19 protein-coding genes and 1 tRNA gene are annotated in these 15,007 nt (G+C 74.9%); 11 read left to right on the top strand and 9 right to left on the bottom strand.

Features of this window, described 5'->3' with window-relative positions; genetic code table 11:
* Positions 1-126 precede the first annotated feature (126 nt).
* Together LG943_RS00945 and bcp are read right to left on the bottom strand one after the other, a co-directional pair.
* Positions 127-200, bottom strand: a tRNA-Leu gene (locus LG943_RS00945).
* A gap of 273 nt (positions 201-473) precedes the next feature.
* Positions 474-959, bottom strand: coding sequence for a thioredoxin-dependent thiol peroxidase (bcp, locus tag LG943_RS00940; RefSeq protein WP_270070207.1), 486 nt, complete (start codon positions 957-959; stop codon positions 474-476).
* Between the two features lie 541 nt (positions 960-1,500).
* Between bcp and LG943_RS00935 the strand changes: the two genes are divergently transcribed.
* Both LG943_RS00935 and LG943_RS00930 read left to right on the top strand, forming a co-directional pair.
* Positions 1,501-2,577, top strand: coding sequence for a CDP-alcohol phosphatidyltransferase family protein (locus tag LG943_RS00935; protein WP_270070206.1), 1,077 nt, complete (start codon positions 1,501-1,503; stop codon positions 2,575-2,577).
* Positions 2,578-2,593: 16 nt separating this feature from the next.
* The gene (locus LG943_RS00930) at positions 2,594-2,998 is read left to right on the top strand and encodes a DUF3618 domain-containing protein (protein WP_270070205.1); all 405 of its coding nucleotides are present in this window, start codon (positions 2,594-2,596) and stop codon (positions 2,996-2,998) included.
* A 112-nt stretch (positions 2,999-3,110) separates the two neighbouring features.
* On the opposite strand, the gene LG943_RS00925 is transcribed toward LG943_RS00930, so the two are convergent.
* Positions 3,111-4,322 carry an alanine racemase gene (locus tag LG943_RS00925; protein WP_270070204.1) on the bottom strand — a complete coding sequence of 404 codons (1,212 nt, stop codon included), beginning with the start codon at positions 4,320-4,322 and terminating at the stop codon, positions 3,111-3,113.
* Between the two features lie 203 nt (positions 4,323-4,525).
* On the opposite strand from LG943_RS00925, the gene purU reads away from it, so the two are divergent.
* The gene (gene purU, locus LG943_RS00920; RefSeq protein WP_270070203.1) at positions 4,526-5,413 is read left to right on the top strand and encodes a formyltetrahydrofolate deformylase; all 888 of its coding nucleotides are present in this window, start codon (positions 4,526-4,528) and stop codon (positions 5,411-5,413) included.
* A 136-nt stretch (positions 5,414-5,549) separates the two neighbouring features.
* Here purU and LG943_RS00915 read toward each other — a convergent pair whose 3' ends face one another.
* Positions 5,550-6,104 carry an Asp23/Gls24 family envelope stress response protein gene (locus LG943_RS00915; RefSeq protein ID WP_270070202.1) on the bottom strand — a complete coding sequence of 185 codons (555 nt, stop codon included), beginning with the start codon at positions 6,102-6,104 and terminating at the stop codon, positions 5,550-5,552.
* Positions 6,095-6,676, bottom strand: a complete 582-nt coding sequence (locus LG943_RS00910; protein WP_270070201.1) for an RNA polymerase sigma factor — start codon at positions 6,674-6,676, stop codon at positions 6,095-6,097. The genes LG943_RS00915 and LG943_RS00910 overlap by 10 nt, the downstream gene beginning before the upstream one ends.
* A gap of 286 nt (positions 6,677-6,962) precedes the next feature.
* Between LG943_RS00910 and LG943_RS00905 the strand changes: the two genes are divergently transcribed.
* From LG943_RS00905 to LG943_RS00880, 6 genes are all read left to right on the top strand, one after another.
* The gene (locus tag LG943_RS00905) at positions 6,963-7,460 is read left to right on the top strand and encodes an Asp23/Gls24 family envelope stress response protein (RefSeq protein ID WP_408648522.1); all 498 of its coding nucleotides are present in this window, start codon (positions 6,963-6,965) and stop codon (positions 7,458-7,460) included.
* 2 nt (positions 7,461-7,462) lie between these two features.
* Positions 7,463-7,813 (top strand): hypothetical protein, encoded by a 351-nt coding sequence (locus LG943_RS00900; protein WP_408648521.1) that lies wholly within the window; start codon positions 7,463-7,465, stop codon positions 7,811-7,813.
* 26 nt (positions 7,814-7,839) lie between these two features.
* On the top strand, positions 7,840-8,013 hold the full coding sequence (locus tag LG943_RS00895) for a hypothetical protein (protein WP_270070200.1): 174 nt from the start codon (positions 7,840-7,842) through the stop codon (positions 8,011-8,013).
* An 88-nt stretch (positions 8,014-8,101) separates the two neighbouring features.
* A complete protein-coding gene (locus LG943_RS00890; RefSeq protein WP_270070199.1) occupies positions 8,102-8,518 on the top strand; it encodes an Asp23/Gls24 family envelope stress response protein in 417 nt (138 codons plus the stop codon).
* Between the two features lie 52 nt (positions 8,519-8,570).
* Positions 8,571-9,176: a DUF6286 domain-containing protein gene (locus tag LG943_RS00885; protein ID WP_270070198.1), complete on the top strand. Its 606-nt coding sequence runs from the start codon at positions 8,571-8,573 to the stop codon at positions 9,174-9,176.
* A gap of 8 nt (positions 9,177-9,184) precedes the next feature.
* The gene (locus LG943_RS00880; RefSeq protein ID WP_270070197.1) at positions 9,185-9,787 is read left to right on the top strand and encodes an alkaline shock response membrane anchor protein AmaP; all 603 of its coding nucleotides are present in this window, start codon (positions 9,185-9,187) and stop codon (positions 9,785-9,787) included.
* Between the two features lie 88 nt (positions 9,788-9,875).
* Here the strand turns inward: LG943_RS00880 and LG943_RS00875 are convergent, their stop codons facing one another.
* Positions 9,876-10,601, bottom strand: coding sequence for an HAD family hydrolase (locus LG943_RS00875; RefSeq protein WP_270070196.1), 726 nt, complete (start codon positions 10,599-10,601; stop codon positions 9,876-9,878).
* A gap of 224 nt (positions 10,602-10,825) precedes the next feature.
* On the opposite strand from LG943_RS00875, the gene LG943_RS00870 reads away from it, so the two are divergent.
* Entirely contained in the window at positions 10,826-11,686 is an 861-nt protein-coding gene (locus LG943_RS00870) for a hypothetical protein (protein ID WP_270070195.1), read from the top strand.
* Positions 11,687-11,775: 89 nt separating this feature from the next.
* On the opposite strand, the gene LG943_RS00865 is transcribed toward LG943_RS00870, so the two are convergent.
* Complete coding sequence (locus LG943_RS00865; protein ID WP_270070194.1) at positions 11,776-12,360, bottom strand: MarR family winged helix-turn-helix transcriptional regulator; 585 nt, start codon at positions 12,358-12,360, stop codon at positions 11,776-11,778.
* Between the two features lie 107 nt (positions 12,361-12,467).
* On the opposite strand from LG943_RS00865, the gene LG943_RS00860 reads away from it, so the two are divergent.
* A complete protein-coding gene (locus tag LG943_RS00860; protein ID WP_270070193.1) occupies positions 12,468-12,737 on the top strand; it encodes a type II toxin-antitoxin system RelE family toxin in 270 nt (89 codons plus the stop codon).
* Between the two features lie 45 nt (positions 12,738-12,782).
* On the opposite strand, the gene LG943_RS00855 is transcribed toward LG943_RS00860, so the two are convergent.
* Both LG943_RS00855 and LG943_RS00850 read right to left on the bottom strand, forming a co-directional pair.
* On the bottom strand, positions 12,783-13,415 hold the full coding sequence (locus LG943_RS00855; RefSeq protein WP_270070192.1) for a hypothetical protein: 633 nt from the start codon (positions 13,413-13,415) through the stop codon (positions 12,783-12,785).
* Positions 13,416-13,495: 80 nt separating this feature from the next.
* Positions 13,496-14,905: an L-serine ammonia-lyase gene (locus LG943_RS00850; protein ID WP_270070318.1), complete on the bottom strand. Its 1,410-nt coding sequence runs from the start codon at positions 14,903-14,905 to the stop codon at positions 13,496-13,498.
* Positions 14,906-15,007 lie beyond the last annotated feature (102 nt).

The following is a 15,007-nucleotide window of genomic DNA, read 5'->3' as shown; positions in this document are numbered from 1 at the left end:
CTGGCCCGGGCAGCGGCGGGCGGCGGGCTGGAACGCGGTGTGGACCCTGAGGTGGGGCTGAGCTGTACGGGCGGGTGCCGCCGCGCGTCGGCGCGGCGGCACCCGGCGGACCACGGCTGCCGCCGGTGGGGCCGGCGGGATTCGAACCCGCACTGAACAGGACCTAAACCTGGTGCCTCCTGCCGTTGGGCTACGGCCCCCGATCGACCGGCGGCGCGGGCCGGTGCGGGCCGGGCGGCGGCGCCGGGTCGTCCGTCCGAGAGTGGCACCGCCACCGCCGATGCGCAAGTCGGTACGGACGCGGCCGGGGCGCACCGGGTGCGGGTGCGGCCGGTCCGATCCGCTGGTCAGCGCGGGTGGCGGTCGGCGGGCGGTTGGTGAGACGGCGGGCGGGGCGGTGGGCGGCGCCCACCGGGCGGCCCGGCCTGCCGGGGTGCCCCCGGGCGCCCGGCCGTCCGGCCCGCCGACCCGCGTCAGCCCAGGCCGAGTTCGCGCTTGATGCGCGCGACGTGGCCGGTGGCCTTCACGTTGTAGAAAGCCTTGGCCACGGTGCCGTCGGGGTCGATGACGAACGTGGAGCGGATGACGCCCTGCACCACGCGGCCGTAGTTCTTCTTCTCGCCGAAGGCCCCGTAGGCGCGCAGGACCGTCTTGTCGGGGTCGCTGAGCAGGGGGAAGGTCAGCCCCTCCTGTTCGCGGAACCGGGCCAGGCGCTCGGGGGCGTCGGGGGAGACGCCCAGCACCGCCACGTCGGCGCCGGAGAAGTCGCCGAGGCTGTCGCGGAAGTCGCACGCCTCGGTGGTGCAGCCGGGGGTCATCGCGGCGGGGTAGAAGTACAGCACCACGCGCTTGCCGCCGGCCAGCACCTCGCTGAGGCTGACCTTGCCGCCGTCGTCCGCGGTGAGGGTGAAGTCGGGCGCGGTGTCGCCGGGCTCAAGCCGGACGGTGGTCTCGCTCACTGGTCTCCTTGAACCGCTGGTCATGGGTTTCGCACGTCCACGTCCACCCTAGATCGTTGAGGGGGGTGGTGGCGGGGGCGGTGGCCCTGCGGAGGCCGCGGTGGCGGAGGCGGGCGGTCACCGGGCCGCGGGGTGGGTGGCTTGGGCGGCCGACGGGGCGGCAAGGGTGTCTCGTCAGGTGGACATTCCGGCCCGCATGGGGCCACTTATGTGCCGCCGCAGCCCACGTTGTACGAGGCACCGATACCCGCGCGCTCTCCTGCCTGCCCCACCCCACCCTGCCTTCCCCCATCCCTCCGGTGTCCTGTGTTGCGCAGCGGTGAACACGGCGCGCGTTCGGTTGCGAACAGAACTCGGTTGCCCCGGGGGTGGGGCGCCACGCGCGGACATCCCCTAGGGTGGTCGGCACCTGCGCGCTCGGTGCCCGCGACAGCGGCCGTGGGCTGCGTAGACTCGGGCGGCGTCCCCCGGCCGCCGATCGCGCCCGGCGGGCCGCGCAGGGTGGAAGCTCATCCGCTTCGCGTCTGGAGTTCATTCGACGATGTCTGGTTTCACGCTGGAGGAGGTCAAGGAGCGCACGCTGCGGACGCGTGACTCCTGGTGGACCGTCGCGTTCGCCGATCCCCTCGCCGTGCGCCTCGTCCGCGTGATCGCCAACCGGACGCGCATCACCCCCAACCAGCTCACCGTCAGCGCGCTGTTCCTGGGCCTGGGCGCGGCGGCGGCCTTCGCGGTGGCCTGGTGGCCGTTCCTGCTGCTGGGCGCCCTGCTGTACTACCTGTGCTTCGTGGTCGACTGCATGGACGGCAAGCTCGCCCGGCTCACCGACCGCGAGACGCTGTTCGGGTCGTGGATGGACTACCTCTTCGACCGGCTGCGGGTGCTGGTGTGCGCCATCGCCCTGATGGGCGGCCAGTACGTGCTCACCGGGCAGGTGGTGTTCGTCTGGATGGCGCTGGCCGTGGTGTTCGTGGACATGCTGCGCTACCTCAACGCGCTCCAGGTCTACAAGGTGCGGCGCGAGATGCGCTCGCGCATCGCCGGGGCTTTGGAGCGCGCCCGCGCCGAGCTGTCCATGCTGGAGCCCGACGACACCGGCGCCCGGCGCCCGCTGAGCGACCAGGGCGAGCAGGCGGTGCTGCGGCACGGGATCTCGGTGCTGGAGCACATCCTGCGCACCCAGACCGAGAAGGAGTCGCGCTACGACCGCGACGCCGGCAAGCAGCCCGACGTGCGGCTGCCCAAGGTCGACCTGCACCAGGAGTTCCGGTCGCGTTTCCCCTGGTACCAGCGGTTCTGGGAGTTCCTGCGCGCCCACCGGGTGCGCACCCACCTGGTCAGCGGCATCGAGTTCCAGATGGCGGTGTTCGTGCTGGCGCCCCTGGCCGGTGCCGCCGCTCCGGCCGCGATTGTCGCGATCGCCGTGATCGCGGGTGTTTTGCTCCTCGCCTTCGAGGTAGCCATCGTCTATAAACTGTGGTTGTCCACGCTGGACTTCTTCCGTGTCGTGGACGGAATCGAAGGCGCCCTGGGCTTCACGCGCTCCGACGACCCCGGAGCGGGTGCCTCAGAGCGGGAGGCCACCCCCGGCTCCTCTCAGGCGACCACCCTGCGGTAGCGGAAGGAAGCGCTTTATGGAGGAACGCGACCCCGCGGCGGCACCGCGCGACCCCGCGACTGTGCAGGCCGAGATCGAACGCGTGCAGCGCCGCCTGGCCCAGACGGTCGACGAGATCGCCGACCGCACCAAGCCGGCCAACGTCGCGCGGCGCGGCTGGCAGCGGGTCCGCGGCGCGGGCTCCCACCTGGCCGAGGAGGCCCGCGCGCTGGTCGTGGGCGGCGGCACTGTGCGGCTGGACAGCCACGTCGTGGAACCCCCGGAGGGCAGCGTGCTCGTCCAGGGCGACGACGAGGTCGTGTCCACCTACACCGCGCGCGCCCGGCTCTCGCCCGAGGTCCTCATCCTCGGCGCGGGTGTGGGGCTGGCCGTCACGGTCGGCCTGATCGCCATGGTGCGCAAGGCGCGCCGCGGCCGCTGATCCGCGAGCGAGCGGTACCGGCGAAGGGGAGGGCGCCCGCCCTCCCCTTCGCAGTCTCGTGCCCTTGATACCTCCGCCGCCGTCGCCGACCGCCCCGCCGCGAGACGACGCGCTACAGGAACGCCTGTCCCTCGCCCCGGTAGGTGGGCACGGCCGTGACGTCGTCGGGGTCCGGCCCTTCCACGAGGTGCAGTTCGTTGAACCGTTCGCACAGCTCGCCCGCCTTGGCGTGGCGCAGCCACACGCGGTCGCCGACCCGCAGCCCGTCGGCGGCGGCCCCCAGCAGCGGCGTCTGCACCTCGCCCGCCCCCTCGGTGGGGCTGTAGGACAGCCCCGCCGGCAGGTAGGGCTGGGGCAGGCGCGCCCGGTCGGGCGGCCCCGAGGCGAGGTAGCCGCCGCCCAGCACGGTCGCCACCCCGGGGCCGGGGCGGCGCACCACGGGCAGCGCGAACAGCGCGGCGGGCCGGCCGGTGAACCCGGTGAAGTGGTCGAACAGCACCGGGTGGTACAGCCCGGAGCCGGCCGCGACCTCGGTCACCGCGCGCTCGCGGCGGGTGGTGTGCACGCTGCCGGTCCCGCCGCCGTTGACGAACCGGATGTCGGCGACCCCGCGCACCGCCCGCACCAGCGCGGCGCGGCGGCGCGCCAGCTCCAGCCGGGAGCGGCCCTGGACCCAGCGCAGCGCGGCGCCGTAGAGCGGGCGCCCCGGCGGTGCGTCGCCCACGCCGGCGATCTGGGCCTCGTAGGCCATCACGCCCTCCAGCCGCAGGCCGGGGCGGGCGGCGACGGCGCGCGCCAGCGCGGCGGCCTGGGCCGGGGTGCGCACGGGGGAGCGGCGGGCGCCGATGTGGGTGCGCGGCCCCAGCGGCTGCCAACTGGTGTCCATGTCCAGGCACACCTTGACCGGGTGGGCGGGGTCGGGCGCGGCGGCGGCGATCATGTCGAGGTGGTCGGTGTGGTCGACCATGAGCGTGATGCGCGCGGCTGCCCGGGGGTCGGCGGCCAGCGCGGCGATCGCCTGGGTGTCGGCGGTTGGGTAGGCGACCAGGATGTCGTCGCTGAGGGGGCCGGCGGAGTCGCCGGCGGCCAGCCACAGCGCCTCGGGCAGGGTGAAGGCCATCACTCCGGCGAACCCGGGCAGGGCCAGGGCCTCGCGGATGAGGCGGCGGCAGCGCAGGGACTTGGTGACGACGCGCACCGGCACGCCGCCGGCGCGCCGCACGAGGTCGGCGGCGTTGGCGCGGAACGCGGCCATGTCGACGATGGCGAAGGGGGCGCTCAGCCGGCTGGTGGCCCCGTCGTAGTACTCGCGGTCGCTCGGCATCTCCCGAGGATCGCACACCAAGGTGAAAACCGTTCATGTCCGGTTCGGCGGCCCTTGGTGGGACACCGCCTGACATGGGCGTATCCGTCCGCGCGCGGTTGTCCACAGGCCGGCCGGACGGGCCGCGCGCGCCCCCGCGCGCCGCTAGGCTGAAGTTCCCGGCAACCTCGATGCCGACCGCGGACCCCTGGGAGTGCCCACCCATGAGCGCCGGTGCCAACGAGCGCGAATACGTGCTGACCCTGTCCTGCCCCGACACCCGGGGCATCGTGGCGGGCGTGGCCGACCTGCTGTACCAGCACGGCTGCAACATTACCGAGAGCCAGCAGTACGGCGACCCCTACGCCCACCGCTTCTTCCTGCGCACGCAGTTCACCGCCGCCGCCGCGCCGGACGGCGACCCCGGCGCCACCGGCGAGGACTCCTTGCGCGCCGCGTTCGCCTCGCTGGCCGCCGAGTTCGACATGGAGTGGGACCTCCGCGCCCGCGACGTCCGGCCGCGCGTGCTCGTCATGGTCTCCAAGTTCGGGCACTGCCTGAACGACCTGCTCTACCGCCAGCGCAGCGGGCTGCTCGACGCCGACATCGCGGCGGTGGTCTCCAACCACCCCGACCTGGAGTTCCTGGCGCGCTCCTACGGCCTGGACTTCCACCACCTGCCGGTCACCCCCGACACCAAGGCCGAGCAGGAGCTGCGGCTGCTGGAACTGGTCGACTCCTACGACATCGACCTGGTGGTGCTGGCGCGCTACATGCAGGTGCTGTCGGAGCGGCTGTGCGCCAAGATGTCGGGGCGCGTCATCAACATCCACCACTCCTTCCTGCCCAGCTTCAAGGGCGCGCGGCCCTACCACCAGGCCCACGCGCGCGGGGTCAAGCTGATCGGGGCCACCGCGCACTACGTCACCGCCGACCTCGACGAAGGCCCCATCATCGAGCAGGAGGTCGCGCGGGTCGACCACACCCACAGCCCCGAGCAGCTCACCGCGATCGGCCGCGATCTGGAGTCCGTGGCCCTGGCGCGGGCCGTCAACTGGCACGCCCAGCGCCGCGTGCTGCTCAACGGGCAGCGCACCGTCGTCTTCCGCTGAGTCCGCGCCGACCCGCCGGGGCATCGCCGGGCTCCGCCCGGCACCGTCCGGCGGCCCGGACGGTGCCGGCGCTACCGGCGGCGCGGACGGCCCGAGGTCCGGGTGTCGCGGGTGCCCCGCGCGCCGGCGCCCGGCCTCACCCCGCCGGGCCGCCGCGCACATCGGCCACCTCGATGTCCACCACCGCCACCTCCCAGCCCAGCCCCTCGCGGCCGGCCCGGCGCACCGCCTCGCGCAGCGCGCGCGCCGTCTCGGGGATGGGCGCGCCCGCGTCCAGCGCCGCGGCCACCTCCACGGCCATGCCGTCGGCCTCCTCGCGCAGGTCGCGCACGCGCACGTGCCGCACCCCGGGCACCCGCTCGGCGGCGGTGCGCAGCAGGGCCGCCGCCACCCGCCGGCGCACCCGCGTGGTGCCTGCCTCCTCACCGGGCAGCCGGTAGGCGCGGCGGGAGCGGGGATCGGCCCGGACGGCGGCCATGACGTCGTCCAGCAGGCGGGGCGGCGCGGTCACCCGCTCGCCGGCCAGGCGGTCGCGGGCCGCCAGCAGCGGCGCCGTTTCCGCCGCGGCGGCGCGGCAGTGCGGGCAGGCGCGTTCGTGGTCGGTGGGCTCGCCCGCCGCCAGGTGCTCGGCCAACTCCTGTGGGTCGGTGCCGCACGGCAGCATGCCGCCGGACACGGGGTCTACCGCCATGGCGCAAGCTCCTCCACGAGCCGGGCGCGGGCGCGGTGGATGCGTCCGCGCACCGCGTCCGGGCCGGCTCCGACGACGTCGGCGATCTCCTCATAGCCCATGCCCTCCAGTTCCCGCAAGACCCAGCAGGTCCGCTGGCCCGGCGGGAGCCCCGCCAGCGCCCGCGCGAGCGCGTGGCGCAGGTCGCCGGCCACGGTGTGCTGCTCGGGACCGGCCGGCGTGGCCGCCGCCTCGACGTTGTCGGCGGGGGCCTCGGGCGTGCGGGCGCGCGCCAGGTTGAGGGCGCGCCGGCCGGCGATGCGGTAGAGCCACGCCCGGAAGCTGACGGGATCGGCGAGGTCGGGCAGCCGGTGCCAGGCGGCGACCAGCGCCTCCTGCGCGGCGTCGGCCGCGTCGCCCTCGTCGCCCAGGACGCGCAGCGCGATCCGGTAGACGGTGTCCTGGTGGCGCCGCACCAGGACCTCGAACGCGTCGGGGTCGCCGTCCTGGGCGCGGGTCACCAGCGCGGAGTCGGGCGGATCGGGCGGGCGGGGCGGCGGGTGGGCCTCCGATGGCGGGGGCGACTCGAACATGGTCGGCGGCCACCCCACTTCATCAGGTGCAATTACGGCATGACCATTGTTGATTACCCTCGGTAGCGCTACAGTGAAATCCTACTCGGACAGGGATTTCTGTGGCGCACGTCACGCCCGTGGTGGCGTGAGCCCAGGGGATTCCCCGTGTCCTTAAGTGCGTGACATCGACGGCCGGCGGCCGCCGCCAGGGGGCGCACCGGCCGCGGGCCGGCGCTCAGACCGCCGCAGGCCCGCAGGCCGCGTGCCCACGGCGGACGGTCCGACTCGACCAGGGGGAACGACAGTGACGAACACCAGTGCGGAGCCCACCGTGCCCGGCGCCCGCGACAGCGGCACGCCCGGCGGCGCCCGGGGCGGCGCCGGACGCGAACTGGTCACCGCCAACGGCCGCACCACCATCGCCGACCACGTCGTCGCCAAGATCGCCGGCATGGCCGCGCGCGAGGTCGACGGCGTCCACCGCATGGGCGGCGGCTCGGCCCGCGCCTTCGGCGCGGTGCGCGACCGCGTCTCCGGCGGCGGCTCCACCTCCTCGGCCGCGCGCGGCGTGGCCGTCGAGGTCGGTGAACGCCAGGCCGCCATCGACATCGACCTGGTGGTGGAGTACGGGGTGGCCATCCCCGACCTCGCCGGCGCGGTGCGCCGCAACGTCATCCACGGCGTGGAGCGCATGACCGGCCTGGAGGTCACCGAGGTCAACATCACCGTCGACGACATCCACCTGCCCGACGACTCCGACGACTCCGAGTCCGGCGACGACTCCGAGCCCCGGGTGCGCTGACCGTGGCGGCCGGCGGCGCAGAGCCGGCGGGCGGCGTCCGCGACCCCGCCACGGCCGAGGCCGAGCGCATCGCCGCGCGGGTGCGGGCGCTGCCCGACATCGCGGGGCTGTCGGCCGGGGAGTTCGGCACCACCGCCACCCCCGGCCCCGGCGGCCGGGTCGAGGGCGTCGCCGTGCGACCCGAGGGCGTCGAGGTCGGCGTGGTGGTGCGCTACGGCCGCCCCATCCCCGACATCGCCGCCGACGTCCGCGCCGCCGTGCTGGCCGCGCGCGGCGGGGTGCCGGACTCCGGGGACGGCGTGCGGGTGTGGGTGGCCGACATCGACCTCGCCGAGGCGGGGACACGCAGGTGAACCCGCCGACTGAGAGGGGAACGCACATGTGGCCCATCGTTGGGCTGGCCTTCGGGTCCGTGCTGGGACTCGCGGGGGCCTTCGGCGGCTTCGGCGCCTTCGTGCTCGTCCTCGTGCTGGGCGCCATCGGCTTCCTGGCCGGGCGCGCGTTCGAGGGCGACCTCGACCTCCGGCAGCTCTTCGCGGGCCGCCGCGAATGACCCGCGGGCGGCGCGCGGGAGCGCGCCGGCCAGCACCCCGGGCCGGCGGCCCGGCGCACGGACAGCGTGAACGCGTGAGGAGGCGACCATGACGGCCACGACCGCCGCGGACCCCGCGCCGCCGCCGGAGCGGCCGGCGGACCCCGCACCCGCCGACCAGCGCGGCCGCACCGTCATCGGCGCCGACGTGGTCGCCGCGATCGCGGCCCGCGCCGCCTCCCGCGTGGCGGGGGTCGGCCGCGCCGGCGGGGGAGCGGGCGCGGCACCGGGCACCGGCCGCACCCGCTCGGTCGCGGGCGTGCGGGCCCGCGCCGGCATCAGCGGCAACGGCGACACCGCCACCCTGCGGCTGCGGATCGCCGTGCGCTACCCGCGCTCGGTGCGCGAGGTGACACGTGAGGTACGGGCGCACACCGCCCGGACCGTGCAGGACCTGACAGGCATGGCGGTGCGCCGCGTCGACATCGAGATCGCCGATCTGGTGCGCGGCGGCCGCGCCGACTGATTGGCCGCCCCCTCGGCGGCCCGGACCACTACTTCGGGGAGGGACGACTGGCATGACAACCGTTGAAGACGCGCTCATGCGCCCGGATCCCGCGACGGCGCGGCGGGCGCGCCGCGTTGCCGTGCACACCTTCCGCCCGCGCCGGTCCTGGCCGGCGCTGATCGTGGGGGCGCTGGTGCTGCTGGTCGCCGCCTTCGCCGCCGCCGAGGTCGTCTCGGCGCTGGTGGGCAGCCCCATGCGCACCGCCGTCACCACCACCGCCGAGGAGTACGCGGTGGGCGCGCAGTGGGGCGACCCCGCCGTGCAGGCCGCGTCCCTGCTCCTGGCCCTGATCGGGCTGGCCCTGATCGCGATCGCGCTCCTTCCCGGCCGGGGCCGGTTCGCGCCGCTGCGCACCGACGACCCCGACCTGGTGGTGGGGCTGTCGCGGTCGGCGCTGCGGCGCACCCTGGCCCTGGCCGCCCGCAGCGTCGGCGGGGTGCGGGGCGCCCGCGTCACCGTGGGGCGGCACCGCATCGGCGTGCGGGTGCACACCGACCTCATCGAGGCGCCCGAGCTGCGCGGGCAGGTCGCGGCGGCGGTGGAGCGGCGGCTCACCGAGATCGCCCCGCTGGGCGACTTCAAGGTGATCACCCACGTCCGTTGCGCGAAGGCGTGATCCCCGCCATGACCACCTCGCTTGGCCGCAGGGCGCGCAGGTCGGCGCGCGGCAACCGGTGGGGGCTGGCGCTCGTGGGGCTGGTGGTGACCGTGCTGGGCGCGGCGGCGCTGGCCGCCGGGCGCGGGCTGCTGCCGGTGGCCGGCCCCCGCGCCGCCCTCGCCGAGGCCCCCGGCGCGCTGGGGATCGGCGGCGCGTGGGTGCCCTACGCGGCGGCGGTCGCGGCCGTCGTGGTCGCGGTGCTGGCGCTGCGCTGGCTGGCGGTCCAGGGGCGCGGCGACACCGTCGACCAGGTCGCGGTGGAGCCCGACCCCAGCGGCGGCACCACCGACCTGCCCGCCCGCGCCGCGCGCGGCGCGTTCGAGGACGCGGTGCGGGAGTACCCCGGGGTGCGCCGGGCGCGGGCGCACCTGACCGAGTCCACCACGGCGCCGCACATGCGGCTCGACCTCACCCTGGACGACGACGCCGATGTCACCGCCGTGTGGCGCCGGGTGCGCGCCGAGGCGCTCGCCGACCTGCGCACCGCCCTGGACCTGGAGCGGGTGCCGGCGGTGGTGCGGGTGTCGATGGCGGCCCCGCCCCGCAACCCCCGGCGCGCCCTCGCCTGAGGGGCGCGCACACAGACCATCCCGGAAGAGCGGCGCTGGAGGACATCGGGGGGAACCTCCGGCGCCGCTCACCTCGTGCCGGCGGCGCTCAGCCCAGCAGCAGGTCCAGCACGGCGTCGGTGTCGGAGAGGTCGTCGAGCACGACCTCGGCGCCGGCGGCGCGGAGTTCGGCGGCCGAGACGATCCCGGTGGCCACCGCCACGATCCGCGCGCCGCCGTGCAGCGCGGCCATGACATCGTTGGGGCTGTCGCCCACCAGCACGGTGGTGTCGGCGGTGAACGCGATCCCGGTGGCCCGCTGCACCCGCTCGCGCGCGATGCGCACCAGTTCGGGGCGGTCGCGGTGGTCGTCGCCGTACCCGCCTATGGGGATCTCCACGAGGTGGTCCAGACCGAACGCGGCGAGCTTGCGCTCGGCGTTGCGGCGGGTGTTGCCGGTCAGCAGCGAGGAGATGATGTCGGGGTTGGCCGCGCAGCGCTCCAGCGCCTCGCGCGCGCCGGGCAGGACCTCGCCGCGCTCGGCGAACTCCGCCGCCCGCGCCTCGAACATGGCGTCCTGGATGCCGAGGAAGCGGGGGAAGCAGTCGTCGGTGGGCACGAGGTCGTTGGCGAGCTGGGTGTCCTGGAACCACTGCCACTCGGTGCGGCCGGGGCCGTGGGTGGGTCGGTGCCGGTCTAATCCGCTGAACTCCGCGAACGCCGCCGAGAAGATCTCGGATCCGAGGCCGTCGACGTCGATCAGGGTCTTGTCGATGTCCCACAGCACCAGCCGCTTGCCCACCCGGGTCCCCCTTGTCAGCGCGTGTTCTGCCACGTTAACCCACTGATTGGCACCGCAACCACCGGTTTCGCTCATTCGCCATCGGATCGTCGGCGGCGGGTCGCCCCGGGCGGGCGTGCGGCGTGTGGCACCGTTCGCGACCCCGGGCGCGGTATGTACGGTTCGTCCTTCTGAGGCTAGGCTTACCTACGGACACCCGGCCGGCGCCGCGCGCGCCGCGTCCGGGTGCGTCTTCCGTGCGCCGTGAAGGGAGCCGCATGGTGGGAGCCAGCAGCCATCCGCTCGCCGGGATCGTGGAGTGGGTCAACGAGCGCGACCTGTACTACAAGACCGACCTGCTGGCCCCCGGCGCGCCCGCGCCCGCCGGCCCCGAGTGGATCCGCGTGGACCGGCTGCCCGAGCGCGTCCCCGAGCTGATCGACACCCTCACCGAGCACTCCTGCCAGGGGCACCGCACCGCGTCGTCGGCGTTCCTCGCCGCCGACATGGGCCGCCAGGTGATGACGCTGGCGGCCATGGCCGCCTACCTCACCGGCCGGGCGCCGCTGCTGGCCGCGCACCTGCTGTGGGTGCGCCGCACCGAGACCGGCCGGCTGGACCGGCTCACACTGCGCCTGTCCGACGCCGCCGTCCTGCCCGGCGACCCGCTGGCCCACGCCCCCGGCGTGCGCGTCCTGGAGTCCGAGGCCGAACTGGACCGCTGGTTCGTGTCCTCGGCGGCGGCCGCGCTGGAGCCCGCGATCGCGGCGGTGCGGGCCACCACCCGGTTCGGCGCGCGCCCGCAGTGGAGCATGGTCGCCGACGCCCTGCACGAGGCCCTGCTGCTGGCCTCCGAGGAGGTCGGCGCCGACCAGGCGGACGCCTGGGAGCGCGCCAGGCGCATGGTGGCCTGCCTCAACCACGACCGCGACCGCGTGGCCCCGCGCCAGCGCCCGTTCCCGCTGGCCCTGCGGGGACGGCCGCGGCACCGGCCCGAGCGGATGTTCCTGGTGTCGGGCGGCTGCTGCTTCTACTACCGGTTCGGCGACGCCAAGTGCGCCAGTTGCCCGCTCTCCAGCGACGAGGACCGCGAACGCGCCCTGCGCGGCCACTACGAGGCCCCGACCCAGCCGGCCTGAGGCCGGGGCGCGATCGCGCGGGGAACCGCTGGGGTCGCTGTCAGCGCATCGCGGGGCAGCCGGCCCGCGCCCGGCCGCGCGGGGAGCCGCTACCCGCCCCCGGCATCTCCCGTGTCCGCCGTGTCGCCATCGTCCTTGCCCGCCGTACCCGTTGCCCCCGCCGCGCCGTCCGTGCGCTCGGGACCGCCCCCGCCGCCGTCGGTGCGCCGGGCGACCTCGCGCTCGTAGACGGCGAGCGTGTCCACGAACATCCGCCGCTCGGCCGGGCTCAGCGGCTCCAGCGCAACCCGCCACGCCTGGGCGCCCTGCGCCAGCCACGCCGTGATGGCCGGCCGGTGCTCCTCGGCGATGCTCACGATCATCCGCCGCCGGTCCGCCTGGTCCTCGCGCCGGTCCAGCACCCCCTGGCGGCTCAGGTCGCCCACCATCAGACTCGCGGTGGAGGGCGCCACCTCCAGCCGCCCGGCCAGCTCGTTCACACTCATCGGCCCGTCGAACAGCAGGTAGGCCAGCAGCGACAGGTGCCGGGGCGCCAGCGAGAACGACCGCAGCTCCTCGGGCACCGGCAGCCGCTTGGCCCGCCCCACCAGCCGCGGCATCAACAGCAGCAGCGCCCGGATGCCGTCCTCGACACTGGGACCCGCCGCCGAGCGCCCCTCAGATTCAGCAGCCACGGCGACTCCCGCCCTCCGCGACGAACCGCCCAAGCCCGGCGGCCACCACTCCCGGGGAGGTCGCACCCGCCTCGACCGCCATCACCACGCGCCTCCGCATCCGCTCATTGTGGCACCGCAACCCGCACGTCGCGGCCGTCCGCAGCCTGCACTCCCGCCTTCCCGAGAAGATCGCCTCGGCCGTCCACGAGTTCGCCGTCAGCCCGCTGGCGGACAACCCCCACCGGGTGGGAAAGCGGCTGCTCAACCCCCCGTTCGAGAACACCTGGTCGGCGCGGCGCGGCTCCTACCGCGTCCTCTACGAGATCGACGAGGACGCCCGCACCGCCACGGTCGTCGCCGTCGAGCACCGCTTCGACGCGTACCGCTCACGCTGATCCCCGGGGTCAGCACTCGACCACGGCGCGGGTGCCGCGTCCGGCTCACTCCCAGCCGCTGTCGTCGGCCTCCGTGTGGACGATCCGTTCCGCCTCCATCAGGACGTGGTCCTGGGGCGTTCGCATGAAGTAATGCTCGTCCTTCATCAGCCTGAGACCGTAGAAGAGCTGGCTCAGAAGCCGATGCCCCTCGAACTCTGCGGGGATCACGCAGGTGTTTTCCGTCAGCTCGACTTCGAACTCCGAGCTGGTGGCGGACCCGCCCTGTTCGGGCCTCGCCGAACCGTATACGGAGAAGGTCCAGCGGTTCCCGCCCCGAGCGCGCAGCATGTAGTACTCACTGCTGTTGAGGTGGACTTGCAGGGGGAGTCTGACGGCGAGGTCGGCGTTGATTCGCCGCCACGGCGGTTCGGGGCCGAAGTGAAGCAGGTCGGAGAAGAGCGCCTTGCGCAGGTCCCGGTATGACTCGGCCAGGTGCGTGAGGTCGGTGGTCACCGCGACCAGGTCCTGATCGTCGTCGCACCACTCGATGTTGTCGCGCATGCGCTCCCACTGCGAGATCACCCAGTGGTGGAGTTCCCCCTCCAGCGGTTGTGGGAGGCGGTAGCCGTTCTCGATGGTGTCGATGACGAATCGGACTCCGCTGTGGAGTTGGGCGTAGCTCTTTCGCACGTCCATGTGACCCACTTCCGTACCGATGGTGGGGGTTCCCTGTCGGTCTGACGTGGTGGGGCGGGCCGTGGTTGCGGACTCCCGGATCAGCACTCGATGACGTTGACCGCGAGACCGCCGCGGGAGGTCTCCTTGTACTTGTCCATCATGTCGCGGCCGGTGTCGCGCATGGTCTTGATGACCTTGTCGAGGCTGACGAAGTGGCTGCCGTCGCCGCGCAGGGCCATGCGGGTGGCGCTGACCGCCTTCACCGCCGCCAAAGCGTTGCGTTCGATGCACGGGACCTGCACCAGGCCGCCGATCGGGTCGCAGGTGAGGCCGAGGTTGTGCTCCATCGCGATCTCGGCGGCGTTCTCCACCTGGGCGGGGGTGGCTCCCCACGCCTCCGCCAGGCCGGCGGCGGCCATGGACGACGCCGAGCCGACCTCGCCCTGGCAGCCGACCTCCGCGCCCGAGATCGACGCGTTCTGCTTGTAGAGGATGCCGATCGCGGCGGCGGTGAGCAGGAAGCGGACCGCGCCGTCGTCGCCCGCGCCCTGGGTGAAGTGGGTGTAGTAGTGCAGGACCGCCGGCACGATCCCGGCGGCGCCGTTGGTCGGGGCGGTCACCACCCGGCCCCCGGCCGCGTTCTCCTCGTTGACCGCCAGCGCGTACAGCGAGATCCAGTCGGTGCCGCGCATGGGGTCGGCCGGGTCGCTGTGCGCGGGGCGGGCCAGGCCGGAGTCGTCGCAGGAGCCGCCCAGTTGGTGGTAGAGCCGGGGCGCGCGGCGCGGCACCTTCAGGCCGCCGGGCAGGGTGCCCTCGGTGGTGACGCCCCGGCGCACGCACGCGCGCATGGCCCGCCAGATCTCCAGCAGCCCGGCGCGCACCTCGGCGGCCGAGCGGCCGAACGCCTGCTCGTTGGCGAGCATGATCGCGCTGATGGACATGCCCGTCTCGCGGCAGCGCTCCAGCAGTTCGGCGGCCGAGGCGAACGGGTAGGGCAGCCGGGTGTCGTCGGGGGTGATGCGGTCGGCGCCCACGGCGGCCTCGTCCACCACGAACCCGCCGCCCACCGAGAAGTAGGTGCGCGTCCGAAGCTCCGCGCCCTCGGCGTCGAAGGCGAGGAAGCGCATGCCGTTGGGGTGGCCCGGCAGGCTCTCGCGGCGGCGGAAGTCGATCGCGGTGGCCGGGTCGAACGGGACCTCGCGCCCGCCGCCCAGGGCCAGCCGGCCGCGCTCGGCGACCGACTCCAGCAGGGCGGGGACCGCGTCGACGTCGACGCCCTCGGGGGTCTCGCCCATCAGGCCCAGCACCACCGCGCGGTCGCTGCCGTGGCCCTTGCCGGTCAGGGCCAGCGAGCCGTACAGCTCGGCGCGCACGGCGGCGGTGCGCTCCAGCAGGCCGTCGGCGGCCAGCCCCGACACGAACGTGCGGGCGGCGCGCATCGGGCCCACGGTGTGCGAACTGGAGGGGCCGATGCCGATGGTGAACAGGTCGAAGGCGCTGATGGCCATGTTGCCCTCCTGCGGGCGGGTGCGGGACGGGTGCGGCGCGGCCGGCGGCCCGGGGGGCGGTTGCGGGCCGCCGGGCGCGCCGAGGAGGGCGGTACGCCCGTT

It is taken from the genome of Streptomonospora mangrovi (assembly GCF_027604915.1).
In the GTDB taxonomy this organism is placed as follows: domain Bacteria; phylum Actinomycetota; class Actinomycetes; order Streptosporangiales; family Streptosporangiaceae; genus Streptomonospora; species Streptomonospora mangrovi.
The sequence above is the reverse complement of the archived record's forward strand: the minus strand, read 5'-3'. Positions and strand labels throughout refer to the sequence as shown.